This window comes from Streptomyces sp. NPDC052396, assembly GCF_044593195.1.
In the GTDB taxonomy this organism is placed as follows: domain Bacteria; phylum Actinomycetota; class Actinomycetes; order Streptomycetales; family Streptomycetaceae; genus Streptomyces.
The window spans coordinates 418,609-433,526 of the sequence record NZ_JBIUAW010000004.1 but is presented as its reverse complement, the minus strand read 5'-3'; the positions used below and the strand labels follow the sequence as shown (position 1 = coordinate 433,526).

The 14,918-nt window shown below is 70.7% G+C and carries 13 protein-coding genes, 1 tRNA gene and 1 pseudogene; 10 read left to right on the top strand and 5 right to left on the bottom strand.

Going from position 1 to position 14,918, the window contains the following annotated elements:
• Nucleotides 1-3: 3 nt before the first annotated feature.
• The gene (locus ACIHFE_RS13355; RefSeq protein WP_400105969.1) at nt 4-981 is read right to left on the bottom strand and encodes an SMI1/KNR4 family protein; all 978 of its coding nucleotides are present in this window, start codon (nt 979-981) and stop codon (nt 4-6) included.
• Nucleotides 982-1,265: 284 nt separating this feature from the next.
• On the opposite strand from ACIHFE_RS13355, the gene ACIHFE_RS13350 reads away from it, so the two are divergent.
• Nucleotides 1,266-1,820 carry a YwqJ-related putative deaminase gene (locus tag ACIHFE_RS13350; RefSeq protein ID WP_400105968.1) on the top strand — a complete coding sequence of 185 codons (555 nt, stop codon included), beginning with the start codon at nt 1,266-1,268 and terminating at the stop codon, nt 1,818-1,820.
• A gap of 6 nt (nt 1,821-1,826) precedes the next feature.
• The gene (locus ACIHFE_RS13345) at nt 1,827-2,330 is read left to right on the top strand and encodes an SUKH-3 domain-containing protein (protein WP_400105967.1); all 504 of its coding nucleotides are present in this window, start codon (nt 1,827-1,829) and stop codon (nt 2,328-2,330) included.
• Between the two features lie 25 nt (nt 2,331-2,355).
• On the opposite strand, the gene ACIHFE_RS13340 is transcribed toward ACIHFE_RS13345, so the two are convergent.
• Nucleotides 2,356-3,714: a sensor histidine kinase gene (locus tag ACIHFE_RS13340; RefSeq protein WP_400105966.1), complete on the bottom strand. Its 1,359-nt coding sequence runs from the start codon at nt 3,712-3,714 to the stop codon at nt 2,356-2,358.
• A gap of 219 nt (nt 3,715-3,933) precedes the next feature.
• Here ACIHFE_RS13340 and ACIHFE_RS13335 point away from each other — a divergent pair.
• The 5 genes and pseudogenes from ACIHFE_RS13335 to pth all read left to right on the top strand — a co-directional run bounded on the left by ACIHFE_RS13335 (nt 3,934) and on the right by pth (nt 7,766).
• Nucleotides 3,934-4,006: transfer RNA gene (locus tag ACIHFE_RS13335), tRNA-Gln, on the top strand.
• Between the two features lie 117 nt (nt 4,007-4,123).
• A complete protein-coding gene (glmU, locus tag ACIHFE_RS13330) occupies nt 4,124-5,578 on the top strand; it encodes a bifunctional UDP-N-acetylglucosamine diphosphorylase/glucosamine-1-phosphate N-acetyltransferase GlmU (RefSeq protein ID WP_400105965.1) in 1,455 nt (484 codons plus the stop codon).
• 73 nt (nt 5,579-5,651) lie between these two features.
• Nucleotides 5,652-6,629, top strand: coding sequence for a ribose-phosphate diphosphokinase (locus ACIHFE_RS13325; RefSeq protein WP_400105964.1), 978 nt, complete (start codon nt 5,652-5,654; stop codon nt 6,627-6,629).
• A 161-nt stretch (nt 6,630-6,790) separates the two neighbouring features.
• Nucleotides 6,791-7,072 (top strand): annotated as a pseudogene (locus ACIHFE_RS13320) (50S ribosomal protein L25); the annotation flags it as partial.
• Between the two features lie 97 nt (nt 7,073-7,169).
• Nucleotides 7,170-7,766, top strand: coding sequence for an aminoacyl-tRNA hydrolase (pth, locus tag ACIHFE_RS13315; RefSeq protein ID WP_400105963.1), 597 nt, complete (start codon nt 7,170-7,172; stop codon nt 7,764-7,766).
• Between the two features lie 3 nt (nt 7,767-7,769).
• Here the strand turns inward: pth and ppc are convergent, their stop codons facing one another.
• A complete protein-coding gene (ppc, locus tag ACIHFE_RS13310) occupies nt 7,770-10,520 on the bottom strand; it encodes a phosphoenolpyruvate carboxylase (protein ID WP_400105962.1) in 2,751 nt (916 codons plus the stop codon).
• Between the two features lie 196 nt (nt 10,521-10,716).
• Here ppc and ACIHFE_RS13305 point away from each other — a divergent pair, with 196 nt between their 5' ends.
• Nucleotides 10,717-11,754, top strand: a complete 1,038-nt coding sequence (locus ACIHFE_RS13305) for an acyl-CoA desaturase (RefSeq protein WP_400105961.1) — start codon at nt 10,717-10,719, stop codon at nt 11,752-11,754.
• A gap of 3 nt (nt 11,755-11,757) precedes the next feature.
• Nucleotides 11,758-12,438, top strand: coding sequence for a TetR/AcrR family transcriptional regulator (locus ACIHFE_RS13300; RefSeq protein ID WP_109281497.1), 681 nt, complete (start codon nt 11,758-11,760; stop codon nt 12,436-12,438).
• Between the two features lie 96 nt (nt 12,439-12,534).
• Here ACIHFE_RS13300 and ACIHFE_RS13295 read toward each other — a convergent pair whose 3' ends face one another.
• Nucleotides 12,535-13,377, bottom strand: coding sequence for a trans-aconitate 2-methyltransferase (locus tag ACIHFE_RS13295; protein ID WP_400105960.1), 843 nt, complete (start codon nt 13,375-13,377; stop codon nt 12,535-12,537).
• 118 nt (nt 13,378-13,495) lie between these two features.
• Here ACIHFE_RS13295 and ACIHFE_RS13290 point away from each other — a divergent pair, with 118 nt between their 5' ends.
• Nucleotides 13,496-13,993 (top strand): MarR family winged helix-turn-helix transcriptional regulator, encoded by a 498-nt coding sequence (locus ACIHFE_RS13290; RefSeq protein ID WP_400105959.1) that lies wholly within the window; start codon nt 13,496-13,498, stop codon nt 13,991-13,993.
• On the opposite strand, the gene ACIHFE_RS13285 is transcribed toward ACIHFE_RS13290, so the two are convergent.
• Nucleotides 13,952-14,740 carry a LuxR C-terminal-related transcriptional regulator gene (locus ACIHFE_RS13285; RefSeq protein WP_400105958.1) on the bottom strand — a complete coding sequence of 263 codons (789 nt, stop codon included), beginning with the start codon at nt 14,738-14,740 and terminating at the stop codon, nt 13,952-13,954. The two genes, ACIHFE_RS13290 and ACIHFE_RS13285, sit on opposite strands and share 42 nt — an antisense overlap.
• Nucleotides 14,741-14,918: the final 178 nt, after the last annotated feature.

The following is a 14,918-nucleotide window of genomic DNA, read 5'->3' as shown; positions in this document are numbered from 1 at the left end:
CGCTCACCCCTCCACCGGGACGGCGTACGCGAAGCCGCCGTCAACCATCAGATTCGCCACCGTCTCCAGCTCCGGCGGGCCGCCGGCCAGCCGGCAGAGGAAGTCGTCGAAGTCCTCACCACAGGGCAGCAGCAGCCGCTCCACCCTCTCCTGCACCGTCCAGCCGTCCCGGTCCCGGGCATCGTCATACGGGCAGAACCAGACCGAACCCAGCGCCTCGCCCTTGACCTTGACCGCCAGCACGCCGCCCTGCACAAAGGCCACACCCAGGTAGTCCTTGGTGAAGTGGTCGCGCAGGCACTTGTTGACGTACACCAGGTCGTTGACCGCCGCCTCCTCGCGGACGGTGAAGAACGGCTGGTCCAGCAGCAGCCCCAGCTCGGCATCGAGCGCCGCGGCCACCGGGGCACAGCCGCCGGCCGCCTTGAGGAAGTCCCGGTAGGCGCCCGGCAGCCGGTAGCCCAGGTCCTCCTCCACACCCTGCACCTGCTCCTCGGAGACCGCCAAGTCCCGCTGCGGCAGCGCGAAGTGCACCGGACGGGTCTCCTGCAACGGTCGGGTGCCGCGCTTGTCCTGGTCCACCAGGGCCGTGGCCAACCCGCCGTGATGCCTCAGCAGCGCCTTGACCTCGACCGGGACCAGCTCCAGCCGGCGGGTGCCGGCCACATGGTGCCAGGTCCAGCCGTGCGGGGTGGCCACCGGCGACAGACTGGCCCACAGCTCATGGCCCTCGGCATGCAGCGCGGCATTGGCCGAGACATAGTCGGTCAGCCGCAGCTCGTCCACACCGAAGCCCTCCGGCGGCTCCGCGATCTCGGCGGCCGCCCGGGCATACGGGGAGAAGTCCGGATAACCGTGCTCATCCACCCGCACCCCCTTGGGATAACGGGCGTGCCGGACCGGATCCGGAAAGTGCACGACCTGCCCGGCGTAGGCCGTGTTCGGTGGCGCGGCGGCCTGTGCGGGCCGACCTGTCGTCATGGCGAAATGCCCCCTGCTGGCTGGCTGTGTTCCAAATGCACCCGGTGCCCCCGCCCGGGACCCGTAGTGACCGACAGCCTATGCGGTGCCGCAAGACGGCTCTCCGTCTCGTACCTCCGTCCCGCCCCAGAGCATCACCTCACCCCCGTGCGCCACTTCGCTTCTACGCAGCCACCACACAGCACTTCAGACCCACGCAACACCGACCTGCCTTCCACTCCCAGCACCACGTTTGGCAGGCTGATCTCCGCAACAGGGGGATTGCACGGGAGGGAAGAGCGACCATGCACACGACTCAGGACCGGCGGCCCCGGGAAGACGGGGCCGTACACACCGAGGAGGCCACCGCCCCCGGCGACCCCCGGCTCAGCTGGAGTTCCACCGAGGAGGCCGGCCGGCCGCCCGTACTGCTGCACCGCCGCGACGGCATCCTGCCCGCCGTCGCCGCCGCACTCTCGGTCCGGGGCACCACACACACCTGCACCGCGGGCAAAGCCGACCAGGCACCCGTACTGCACCCGCTGGTCCAGGACTTCCTGGACACCCTCACCAGCGAACGCCGTGAGCGCTTCACCGGCCGCTGCCCCGAAGCCCTGCTGCTCACCCGCTTCCTCACCGCCCATGAAGCCGGCCGCGGCAAGCGCGCCTCCCGCAAGCCGCTCACCCACGGCGAAGCCCGCCGCGCCCTCAAACAGGCCAAACTGACCGCCCGCCATATCCGCGAGGACGGCGACCCCCGGCATGGCGCCTACGCCGCCCCCTGCCGCTCCTGCACCGCACTCCTGGCCCACTTCGGCGTCCGTGCCATCGACCCCACCCCGGCCCAAGGCAGGGGCTGACCACCTATGCGCGCCTTCGAACGTACCGCCACCACCCGTTTCCCCGCCGCCGTCGACGCCGCCCTCCGCGAAGCCGGCTGGCAGCCCGGCCGCTGGGACATCAAGGCCGCCGAGAAATGGGCCGACGCCCTGCGCGCCCACACCTCACCCGCCGGCCACCGGCACACCGTCTTCCCGGCCGCCGTGGAAGCCTGGGCCGAATTCGGCGGACTGCACATCACCGGCGCCGGAGCCGGCCGCCATATCGCACCCACCCCCTTCCATATCGACCCCCTGCACGGGCTCCACCTGGCCCGCACCGTCGCCGACCTGGGCCGGGCACTGGGCACCGAGGTCTGCCCGCTCGGCCAGGAACTCGACGGCCAGGCCCTGCTCTCCATCGACGCCCATGGCCGGGTCTACAGCCTCGACCACACCGGCGACTGGTACCTCGGCCCCGATATCGACCAGGCGATAGGCACCCTGGTCACCGGCCTCCAGCCGGCCCGCCTCTCCGCGGGCGGACGCTGACGGCCCCGGCGCGCGCACACCGGCGTCAGGCCGCTCTCCCCCGCCGGGCACCCGCATCCGGAATCACCGCGGACACCCGGAAACCACCCAGCTCCGTCGGACCCGAGACAAAGGCACCGCCCAGCGCGGTGACCCGCTCCCGCATCCCGACCAGGCCATTGCCCCCGCTCGGCAGACCGGCGTCGGTGCCGCCCTCCGAAGGCCCGTTCTCCACCTGAAGCGCCACCTCGGCCTCCCGGTGCGCCACCCGCACCCGGGCACTGGCCCCCGGCGCGTGCTTGTGCACATTGGTCAGCGCCTCCTGGACCACCCGGTAAGCGGTGCGCTCCACCCGGGGCGCATACGCCCGCCGCTCCCCCTCCACCGAGAGCTCCACCACCATCCCGGCCGCCCGGGACTGCCCCACCAGATCGGCCAGCTCGGCCAGGCACGGCCCGTCCGGCCCCTCCCCCGGCTCCGCCGCCTCACCGGCCGCCCGCACCCGCGCCGAGGCCACCGCGGCCACCGCCGCCAGCCGCTCCGGCTCCACCGACGCCTTGGCCGCCGCGGCATCCGGCTTGGTCCGCAGCACGCCCAGCATCTCCCGCAGCTCGGTCAACGCCTGCCGGCCCATGTCACCGACCAGCCCCGCGTTCCTGGACGCCTTCTCCGGATCCTTCAGCGCCACCGCCTGCAGGGCCGCGGCATGCACCACCATCAGGGAGACCCGGTGCGCCACCACATCGTGCATCTCCCGCGCGATCCGGGTGCGCTCCTCGTTGCGCGCCCACTCGGCGCGCTCCTCCGCCCGGTCGGCCAGCAGCGACAGCTCGCGCTCCAGACCGTCCGCGCGCTCCCGCAGGCTCTCCACCAGCCGGCGACGGGCCCCCACATACAGCCCCAGCAGCACCGGCGGAGCGGTCACCGCCAGCGACAGCACCGCCGAGAAGCCCAGCACCGCCCACAGGCCCGGCCGGTAGCCGGCCTGGAGCATGTCCTGGTGGAAGCGCACCGCCGCCACGATCAGCGTCCCGGCCAGCGCGGCCGAGGACAGCAGCGCGATGATCCGCCGCGGCACATCGGAGGCGGCCAGCGTGTACAGGCCCACCAGCGACAGCAGGATGCCCATCTCCGCCGGTGACACCGCTATCGACAACAGCACCACGGCCACCGGCCACCGCCGGCGCACCAGCAACGCCGCCCCCACCGGCAGCCCCAGCAGCCCGCCCAGCATGGCGGGAAACCCGCTCTCATGAGCGAAGGCGATTCCCTCGAGCATGCACTCGAGCGCCGACACCACCGCCAGCACGACATCCAGCGCCAGGCCACGCCGCCTGGCCCACCACCACGGCCCCGCGGGCGCGCCCCGCGCGCCCGCGTCCGTGACTGCCCCCGTTGTGGTCATACCACCCAGACTACGGGTGGGGGCCACCGGTTTTCCGGGCCCTTCGACGGTGCTCAAAGCGTTCGAACGGAAGCGAAATCCGGGGCCTGGGGACCGCCTGAGGTACGTGTCCCGGACAGTGCTGGCCTATACCGTCGCATTGAAGGCGGGCGGTACGGCATAGTGTTGGGGGTCGAACGGGATCACTCGGCGAAACGTCCGAGTTGAGCCCGTTCACTATCCCCCGTGGTGTAATCAGGCAGCACCTCAGATTTTGGTTCTGATTGTCCAGGTTCGAATCCTGGCGGGGGAGCACATCGAGTCCGGGTCCTGACCCCCAGGTCAGGGCCCTTCCGCGTTCCCACCCTCTTACGCCCCGGTATCCTGCGGGTGTCCACCCCCTCGAACCCTGAAGCCGAAGGGCACACCCGTGAGCGCCAACCGCCCGGCAGCCGTCGTCGTCCTCGCAGCGGGTGAGGGCACCCGCATGAAGTCGGCCACCCCCAAGGTCCTGCACACGCTCTGCGGCCGCTCCCTGCTCGGACATGTCGTCGCCGCCTCCCGTGAGCTCGCTCCGGAGCACCTGGTCGTGGTCGTCGGCCATGCCCGGGAGCAGGTCTCGGCGCATCTGGCCGAGATCGACCCCGAGGTGCGCACCGCCGTCCAGCAGGAGCAGCGGGGCACCGGCCACGCGGTGCGGATGGGCCTGGAGGAGCTGTCCGGCAGCGGCATCGCCCTGGACGGCACCGTGATCGTGCTCTGCGGCGACACCCCGCTGCTGACCGGCGAGACCCTGAAGCTGCTGTCCGGCACGCATGCCGCGGACGGCAACGCGGTGACCGTGCTCAGCGCCGAGGTGCCGGACTCCACCGGCTATGGCCGCATCGTCCGTGATGAGACGGGTGCGGTGACCGCGATCGTGGAGCACAAGGACGCCACCGAGGAGCAGCGGGCCATCCGGGAGATCAACTCCGGGGTGTTCGCCTTTGACGCGCAGCTGCTGACGGACGCGCTGGGCAAGGTCCGTACGGACAACAGCCAGGGTGAGGAGTACCTCACCGATGTGCTGGGCATCCTGCGCGAGGCCGGGCACCGGGTGGGTGCCGCGGTGGCCGGTGACCACCGGGAGATCCTGGGCATCAACAACCGGGTCCAGCTGGCGGAGGCCCGCCGGCTGCTGAACGAGCGGCTGCTGGACGCGGCGATGATGGCCGGCGTGACGGTGGTGGATCCGGCGACCACCTGGGTGGATGTGACCGTCACCTTTGAGCCGGACGCTCTGGTGCACCCGGGCACCCAGCTGCTGGGCGCGACTCACCTGGCCTCCGGTGCGGAGGTCGGTCCCGGCACCCGCCTGACGGACACCACGGTGGGTGCGGGCGCGCGGGTGGACAACACGGTGGCGGACGGCGCGCTGATCGGCGAGGGCGCCACTGTGGGCCCGTTCGCCTATCTGCGCCCGGGCACCCGGCTGGGCCGGAAGTCCAAGGCCGGTGCCTATGTGGAGATGAAGAACGCGGAGATCGGTGAGGGCACCAAGGTGCCGCACCTGTCGTATGTGGGTGACGCCACCATCGGTGAGTACTCCAACATCGGCGCCGCCAGTGTCTTTGTGAACTACGACGGAGTGAGCAAGCACCGTTCGGTCGTCGGCTCCCACTGCCGCACCGGAGCGGACAATATGTTTGTGGCTCCTGTCACGATCGGGGACGGCGCCTACACTGCCGCCGGCTCGGTGATCACCAAGGATGTGCCCCCGGGTTCGCTCGCTGTCGCCCGTGGCCAGCAGCGGAATATCGAGGGTTGGGTGGCTCGTAAGCGCCCGGGAAGCGCCGCCGCGCAGGCCGCTTCCACAGCTCTCCAGGAGACCGCTGGAGAGCAGTGACCGTGACACGGGTGCGTCGTGCGGGGCGTACCGTGATAAGCGCACACAAAGCGACATCCAAGGAGACTGTGCTGTGACCGGGTTCAAGACGACCGGCGAGAAGAAGCTCATGCTCTTCTCCGGCCGCGCCCACCCCGAGCTTGCCGAGGAGGTCGCGCACCAGCTGGGCGTCGACCTGGTCCCGACCAAGGCCTTCGACTTCGCCAACGGCGAGATCTACGTCCGCTTCCAGGAGTCGGCGCGTGGCGCCGACTGCTTCGTGATGCAGAGCCACACGGCTCCCATCAACAAGTGGATCATGGAACAGCTGATCATGATCGATGCGCTGAAGCGGGCCTCCGCCGCCAGCATCACCGTGATCGTGCCGTTCTACGGCTACGCCCGGCAGGACAAGAAGCACCGCGGCCGGGAGCCCATCTCCGCCCGCCTGATCGCCGACATCTTCAAGACGGCGGGGGCCGACCGGATCCTCACCGTCGACCTGCACACCGACCAGATCCAGGGCTTCTTCGACGGCCCGGTGGACCACCTGTTCGCGCTGCCGGTGCTGGCCGACTACGTGGGCGCCAAGGTGGACCGCAACAAGCTCACCGTGGTCTCCCCGGACGCCGGCCGGGTCCGGGTGGCCGACCGCTGGTGCGACCGGCTGGGCGCCCCGCTGGCCATCGTGCACAAGCGCCGTGACAAGGATGTCGCCAACCAGGTCACGGTCCACGAGGTCGTCGGTGATGTGAAGGATCGTGTCTGCGTACTGGTGGACGACATGATCGACACCGGTGGCACCATCTGCGCCGCCGCCGACGCGCTGTTCGCGCACGGCGCCGCGGATGTCATCGTCACCGCCACCCACGGTGTGCTCTCCGGTCCGGCCGCGGACCGGCTGAAGAACTCCAAGGTGAGCGAGTTCGTCTTCACCAACACCCTGCCGACGCCGAACGAGCTGGAGCTCGACAAGATCACGGTCCTGTCGATCGCCCCGACCATCGCTCGTGCGGTCCGCGAGGTGTTCGAGGACGGCTCGGTGACCAGCCTCTTCGACGAGCAGGCCTGATCGATTTCTGAGGCGGCCTCCCCGCCGGGTAGACTCTGCGAGTTGCTCGGCGAGGGAGGCCGTACTCATGTACGGCGGTCCGTTATCGACGCGCTCTTCGTAGCAGGCCTGTCGTGGGCCGGGTAACCCGTCCACTTCGTAGCTTCCGAGGAGCGTGCACCATGGCTGAGATCAAGCTCGCCGCCACCATCCGCACCGAGTTCGGCAAGGGCTCCGCCCGCCGCATCCGCCAGGCCGCCCAGGTTCCGGGCGTCATCTACGGCCAGGGTGCCGAGCCGGTCCACGTGTCCCTGCCGGGCCACGACCTGATGATGGCGCTCAAGACCCCGGGCGTCGTGCTCTCCCTGGACATCGAGGGCCGCAACGAGGTCGTCGTCCCCAAGCAGGTCCAGCGCGACCCGCTGAAGGGCTTCCTGGAGCACGTCGACCTGCTGGTCGTCAAGGCCGAGGCCTGAGCCTCGCCCTTGCTCTGATTCACTCTGACCGCCGTCCCGCTCCGCCCGGAGCGGGGCGGCGGTCGGCTATCAAGGAGTTATGCGGATGACGGACGGCACGAGCGCGAGCCCCTGGCTGGTGGTGGGGCTGGGCAACCCTGGCCCGGAGTACGCGGGCAACCGCCACAATGTGGGCTTTATGGTGGCCGACCTGCTGGCGGAGCGGATGGGCGCCCGGTTCAAGGCGCACAAGTCCCGTGCCCAGGTCGTCGAGGGCCGCGTGGGCGCGCCGGGCCCCGGCAGCCGCCGGGTGGTGGTGGCCAAGCCGATGTCCTTTATGAACCTCTCCGGCGGCCCCACGGTGGCGCTGCGGGACTTCTACAAGGTGCCCGTCGACCACATCGTGGCGGTCCATGACGAGCTGGACATCGACTACGGCACGCTGCGGCTGAAGCTGGGCGGCGGGGACAACGGCCACAACGGGCTGAAGTCCATCACCAAGGCGCTGGGTGCCGACTATCACCGGGTGCGCTTCGGCATCGGCCGGCCGCCGGGGCGGATGCCGGTGGCCGACTTTGTACTCAAGGACTTCTCCTCGGCCGAGCGCAAGGAGCTTGACTATCTGGTCGACCGTGCGGCGGACGCGGTCGAGGCCCTGATTGCCGAGGGCCTCGAGCGCGCGCAGAGTACGTACAACTCGTAAGCCTCAGCCCGTGTTGCGCAGCCCCGCCGCAACACCGTTGACGGTCAGCAGCAGTGCCCGGTTGACCACCGGATCCGGCGTCTCACCGGCCGCGATCGCCTCCCGCTGCCGGTGCAGCAGCGTCACCTGCAGATAGGAGATCGGGTCCAGATACGCGTCCCGGATCCGGAAGGTCTGCGCCAACACCGGGCTGGACGCCAGCAGTTCGTCCTCGCCCGTGACACGGAGCACTTCCCGCACGGTCAACTCGTGCTCCGCCACGATCGCTTCGAAGACATGCCGCAACTCCTGCGGCACCAGCGTCTCCACATAGTGGCGGGCGATCCGCAGGTCCGTCTTGGCCAGCGTCATCTCCACGTTGGACAGGAAGTTGCGGAAGAAGTGCCAGTGCTGGTGCATCTCGTCCAGCACGGTGTCCAGCCCGGCCTCCCGGGCGGCCTTCAGTCCGGAGCCGACGCCGAACCAGCCGGGGACGATCTGCCGGGACTGGGTCCAGCCGAAGACCCAGGGGATGGCCCGCAGTCCGTCCAGGCCCGCCCCGGAGTCCGGGCGGCGTGAGGGCCGGGAGCCCAGGTGCAGTTCGGCCAGCTGGTCCACGGGCGTGGAGGCGAAGAAGTACGCCGGCAGGTCCGGGTCCTCCACCAGCGCGCGGTACGCGGAGTGCGCCGCCTCGGACACCGTGTCCATGGCCGCGTCCCAGCGCGCCAGCGCCTCGTCGCTCTGCCGGGGCGCGGTGTGCAGGGCGGACGCCTGGAGGGTGGCCGCGACGGTGAGCTCCAGGTTTTCCCTGGCGAGCGCCGGGATGAGGTACTTGTCGGAGATGACCTCGCCCTGCTCGGTGACCTTGATCTCGCCGTCCAGGGTGCCCCAGGGCTGGGCCAGGATGGCGTCATGGGTGGGGCCGCCGCCCCGGCCGACGGTGCCGCCCCGGCCGTGGAAGAGCCGCAGCCGTACCCCATAGCGGTGGGCGACATCACGCAGCCGGCGCTGGGCGCGGTGGATCTCCCACTGGGAGGTGGTGATGCCGCCGAACTTGGAGGAGTCCGAGTAGCCCAGCATCACTTCCTGGACATCGCCGCGCAGGGCCACCAGCCGCCGGTAGGAGGGGTCGGCGAGCATCTCGTCCAGGATCCGGTCGGCCTCGCGCAGTTCGTCGGTGGTCTCCAGCAGCGGGACGATGCCGATCCTGGCCCAGCCGGCGTGCAGGTCGACCAGTCCGGCCTCGCGGGCCAGCACGGCCGCCGCGAAGACATCGTCGGCGCCCTGGCACATGGAGATGATGTAGGACTCCACCACCTCCGGCCCGAACCGCTCCAGCGCCTGGCGGATGGTGTGGAAGACACCCAGGGTCTTGGCGCCGGCCTCGTCCAGCGGGGCCGGGCTGGGGGCCAGAGGGCGGCGGGAGCGCAGTTCCTTGGCCAGCAGCTTGCGCCGGTAGTCGCGCGGCATATCGGTGTACCGCCAGGACTCCTCGCCGAGGCGGTCGAAGAGCTGGCCCAGGGTGTGGTGATGGGCCTCGGCGTGCTCGCGGACATCCATGGTGGCCAGGTGCAGGCCAAAGGCGGCCAGGGTGCGCAGCGCCCGTTCCACCCGGCCGCCGGCGATCAGGGCGCCACGGTGGGTGCGCAGGGAGTCCTGGATGAGCTGGATGTCGGCCAGCAGCTCGGCGGCGCCGAGGTAGTCCCGGCCTTCTTGGTGGGGGGTGTCGCGGGCCAGCCGCTCGCGGGTGTTGAGCAGCTTCTGGCGGATGCAGGTGGCCTTGAGGCGGTAGGGCTCCTCGGCGTTGAGGCGCTTGTAGCGGGGGCTGATCTCGGGCAGCCGCTCCAGGTCGCTCTGGAGGGAGGTGAGCAGCTCCTCGGTGGCGCCGCTGTTGCGGATGGAGTTGGACAGTGCCACCCGCAGCTTGTCCACCAGCTCCAGGGCGTCGGTGATGCCGTGCTCATGCTGGAGGATCAGGACGTCCCAGGTGACCTGGGGGGTGACATTGGGGTTGCCGTCGCGGTCGCCGCCGATCCAGGTGCCGAAGGTCAGCGGGCGGGTGTCGGAGGGCAGCGGGGCGCCGATCCGGTCCAGCTCGGCGGCCAGGTCCTCCAGGACGTCGGCGGCGGCGCCGGCGTGCAGTTCGTCCAGGTAGTAGATGGCGTTGCGGGCTTCGTCGGTGGGTTCGGGCCGGGCGACGCGCAGTTCGTCGGTCTGCCAGAGCAGGTCGATGTTCTCGGCCAGCCTGAGGTCGGTGCGGCGGCGGTCGGCTTCGCCGGTGGCCGGCTTGTCCAGGAGTTCGGCGATACGCAGCAGCTTGTTGAGGACGCTGCGACGGGCGGCCTCGGTGGGGTGGGCGGTGAACACCGGCCGTACGCCGAGGTGTTGAACGGTCTGCCGTAGGTGTTCGGGGTCGGCTTCCTTGAGCTGGTCGGCGGTGCGGGCCAGGATCGAGCCCTCGGCGTCGCGGCGGGCGCCCAGTTCGCGGGCGCGGTGCACCTGCTCGGTGACATTGGCCAGGTGGAAGTAGGTGGAGAAGGCCCGTACCAGCTTGGCGGCGGTCTGGGGGTCGGTGGCGCCCAGCAGCTCGGCGGCGGCTTCGCCCTTGGTGCGGGTCAGCGCGCGGACCCGCTCGACGAGGTCGAGCAGCTCTTCGCCTTCCTGGCGGACCAGGGTCTCGCCGAGCAGGTCGCCGAGCCGGCGGATATCGGCGCGCAGGGCAGCGCTGCGCTGTGCCTCGGGGGTTTCGGCGGCGGGGTGGTCGGCACTGCTCACAGGTGCGGCTCCTTGCGGTGTTTCCGTGCATCTGGAGGGGTGGCGGACCGCGCTGTCCGACGCCCCCAGCATAGGTCGCCCGTCGACGCGCGGTCGCTCGGCAGCCCTCTTGCCCGCCGCCGAGGCCCTGCCATACTTACGTTGCCGTAGGTTACGGAACCGTAGCCAATGCTCCCGACCCCCCACGAGGGATTCCATGACTGCAAGCCCCGACCTGCTCGAAGACCCGGCGCCGGCCCAACCGGCCGCGTCCCCTTCCGCCACGCTGGGTGGCGACAGCAAGCGTTCGATCGAGCAGATCACGCTGTTGCTGTTCATCACCGTTCCGTTTATCGCGCTGCTGGCCGCGGTACCGCTGGCCTGGGGCTGGGGGGTGAGCTGGCTCGATCTGGGGCTGCTGGTGGCGATGTACTACATCGGCTGCCATGGCATCACCATTGGCTTCCACCGCTATTTCACCCATGGTTCGTTCAAGGCCAAGCGGCCCTTGCGGATCGCCTTGGCGATCATGGGGTCACTGGCGGTGGAGGGGCCGGTGGTGCGCTGGGTGGCGGACCATCGCAGGCACCACAAGTTCTCCGATGCCGAGGGTGATCCCCACTCGCCCTGGCGTTATGGGGAGACGATCCCGGCGCTGTTGAAGGGCCTGTGGTGGGCGCATGTCGGCTGGATGTTCGATGAGGAGCAGACGCCGCAGCAGAAGTACGCGCCGGATCTGGTCAAGGACCCGATGATCCGTGCCATCTCGCGGCAGTTTGTGTGGTGGACCACTGTCTCGCTGCTGATCCCGCCGCTGGTCGGGGGGCTGGTGACCTGGTCCTGGCAGGGCGCGGCCACCGCGTTCTTCTGGGGTTCGCTGGTGCGGGTGGCGTTGCTGCACCATGTGACCTGGTCGATCAACTCCATCTGTCATGCGGTGGGCAAGCGTCCGTTCAAGTCGCGTGACCGTTCGGGCAATGTGTGGTGGCTGGCGGTGCTCTCCTGTGGTGAGTCCTGGCACAACCTGCACCATGCCGACCCCACCTCTGCCCGGCACGGGGTGCTGCGCGGCCAGCTGGACTCCAGCGCCCGTCTGATCCGCTGGTTCGAGCTGGCGGGCTGGGCGTACGACGTGCGCTGGCCGGGGGCCGAGCGGATCGAGTCCCGGCGCCGGACGTCGGACGAGAACGAGCGCGAGAAGGAGGGTGCCGCGATGGGGGCACCGCCCAGCGGTAGCTGGGGGAGGCATGATTGACGGGTGGCGATCGACGGCAAAACCACCGGTAACAAGGACCTGACCCCCGCTTCCGGGGGCAGACGCACCCGCCGGGTACGCATGACCGGCGCGGAGCGCCGGGAGCAACTCCTGGACGTCGGTCGCACCCTGTTCGCCGAGCGGGGCTTCGAGGGCACCTCGGTGGAGGAGATCGCGGCCAAGGCCGGTGTCTCCAAGCCGGTGGTCTATGAGCACTTCGGGGGCAAGGAAGGGCTGTACGCGGTGGTGGTGGACCGCGAGATGCGCCAGCTGCTCACCATGGTGACCGGCGCGCTGACCGCCGGTCACCCCCGGGAGCTGCTGGAGCAGGCCGCGTTCGCCCTGCTCGACTACATCGAGACCTTCACCGACGGCTTCCGCATCCTGGTCCGCGACTCTCCGGTGGCCCAGTCCACGGGCACCTTCGCCTCGCTGATCAGCGATATCGCCACCCAGGTCGAGGACATCCTGGGCCTGGAGTTCAAGGCCCGGGGCTTCGACCCCAAGCTGGCCCCGCTCTATGCCCAGGCCCTGGTCGGCATGGTCGCCCTCACCGGCCAGTGGTGGCTGGACGTCCGCAAGCCCAAGAAGGCCGAGGTGGCCGCGCACCTGGTCAATCTGGCCTGGCACGGCCTGGACGGGCTGGAGCCACGGCCGCGGCTGGTGGGGCACCGCAAGAGCTGACCCGGGTCAGGCGGCCGGCTCCAGGATTAGGCGCGCAGGACGTCCTCGCTGCCGGGCGGAGCGGCGAGCTGGACATGGTCCAGGGCGGCGATCATCTCAGCGCTCCTTGCGGGCGACGACGAAGATGCGGCGGAACGGGAAGACGGTGCCATGCGGACCCGGCGGGTAGGCCCGGCGGAGCAGGTCGCGGTAGGCGGTGAGGAACTCGCCGGTGGCGGCCGGGTCGTCGGCCAGGGCGGTGAGCACCGGGCGCAGGCCGGTGCCCTTGACCCACTCCAGGACCGGGTCCTCGCCGGTCAGCACATGGCAGTAGGTGGTCTCCCAGGCGTCCACGGTCAGGCCGAGGCCGGCGAGACGGGTGAGGTAGTCGGCGGGTTCCCGGACATGGACGGGGCCGCGCAGCACCCCGGCGAGGCGTTCCCGCCAGCGCGGGGAGTCGCCCAGCTCGCGCATCAGGGCGTGCGAGGGCGCGGCGAAGTTGCCGGGCACCTGGAAGGCGAACACTCCGCCGGGGGTGAGGGCCTTGGTCCAGGCCGGGAAGGAGTCGGCATGGTCCGGCACCCACTGGAGCAGGGCGTTGGAGACGATCAGGTCGAGGGGTTCACCGGGCACCCAGTCGGCCGCGTCCGCATGGCCGAAGTCAATGCGTCCGCCGCCGGCGGTCGGTCCGGCGAAGGGCCGGGCCGCGTTCAGCATCTCGGGCGAGTTGTCCAGGCCGGTGATATGGGCCTGGGGCCAGCGCTCGGCGAGCAGGGCGGTGACATTGCCGGCGCCGCAGCCCAGGTCGGCGATGCGGGCCGGGCGGCCATGGGCCGGCAGCTCGGGGACGCGGGCCAGCAGGTCCTGGAAGGGGCGGGTGCGGGGGCCCGCGTGACGCAGGTACTGGCGGGGGTCCCAGGTGGGGGAAGACGAAGCGGGCGAAGCAGACGAAGAAGACATGGCCGGACCTCCGTACTGATGGCCGGGTGAGCGTGGCTGTGGTCAGGCCGCCAGGATGACCCCAGAAGTATCTTGACGTCAAGAGACTTCATGTCGACAGACCATCTACACTGTTGCCATGGAGGACGAGGTCGATCGGCTGGTCGCAGCATGGCGCCGGGAGCGCCCTGACCTCGACGTGGAACCGCTTGAGGTGCTCAGCCGGGTCAGCAGGCTCGCCCGCCACCTGGACCGGGCCCGTCGGCTGGCGTTCTCCGAGCATGAGCTGGAGCCCTGGGAGTTCGACGTGCTCACCGCGCTGCGCCGGGCCGGCCAGCCCTACCAGCTCTCCCCCGGGCAGTTGTTGACCCAGACCCTGGTCACCTCCGGCACCATGACCAACCGCATCGACCGGCTCGCCAAAAAGGGCCTGGTGGAGCGGGAACCCGACCCCAGCGACCGGCGCGGAGTGCTGGTGCGCCTCACCGACGAGGGCCAGGACCGCGCGGACCAGGCACTCGCCGGGCTGCTCGACCAGGAACGCGCCATCCTCGCCGAGCTCTCCACCGGCCAGCGCCATGAACTGGCCGGACTGCTACGCCAGTTGACCGCCCCGTTCGACAACCTCCCCGGCTAGGTCCACCGGCCCCACCCCGGCCCGCCGGGCCAGCGCCACCGCCGCCAGGGTGGAGTGCACCCCCAGCTTGCCCAGCACATTCTGCATATGGGTGCGGACCGTGTGCGGGGAGAGATAGAGCCGCTCGGCCACCGCCTTGCGGCCCAGCCCGGCCACCATGCAGCGCAGCACCTCGCGTTCGCGCGGGGTCAGCGACTCCACCAGGCGCTCGCTCTCGGTGCGGTGCTTGCGCGCCGCGGTCAACTCCCGCAGAACGCCGGTGAGCAGGGCGGGCGGCAGGTGTGTCTCATCCCGCAGCACACCCCGTATCACGGCCAGCAGCCGGGACAGCGAGCAGTCCTTGGCCACCCAGCCGCCCGCGCCCGCCTGGAGCGCGGCGGCCGCGCGGCGTGGGTCGTCCCGCTCGGCGAGCACCACCGTGCGCACCCCGGGATGCCCCGAACGCACCCCCGCCACCAGCGAGATGCCGTCCACCGCTCCCTCGCCGTTGACCGGCGGACCCTGCCCCGGCGCCCGGCGCTGTTCGGGCACCCGGGCCAGTTCGGCGGCGCCACCGCCCAGATCGGCGTCGATCAGCAGGACGTCAAAGCGACGCCCCTCCGCGGCGGCGCGCTCCAGCGCGCGCAGTGCCGCCGGTCCGCTGCCGGCCGCCGATACGTCGACGTCCTGCTCCGCCGCGAGGGCGGCGGCCAGCGACTCGGCGAAGATGCGGTGGTCGTCGACCACCAATACCCGAATACGTGCCACACCCACCCCCAAATCCGGTGAGGCGCACCAGCCGGGTACGGCGCCCGGTATGGGACCGTCACTCGCGCACGGCCGCCGCCGCGCGCCGGACAACTCCCCACCCCGGGCGTCGTACCTGCCTGTCTCGCCCCCTGATCAGCGTCGGCCCCCACCGGCGCTGTGCACAGCGTACGGCCGG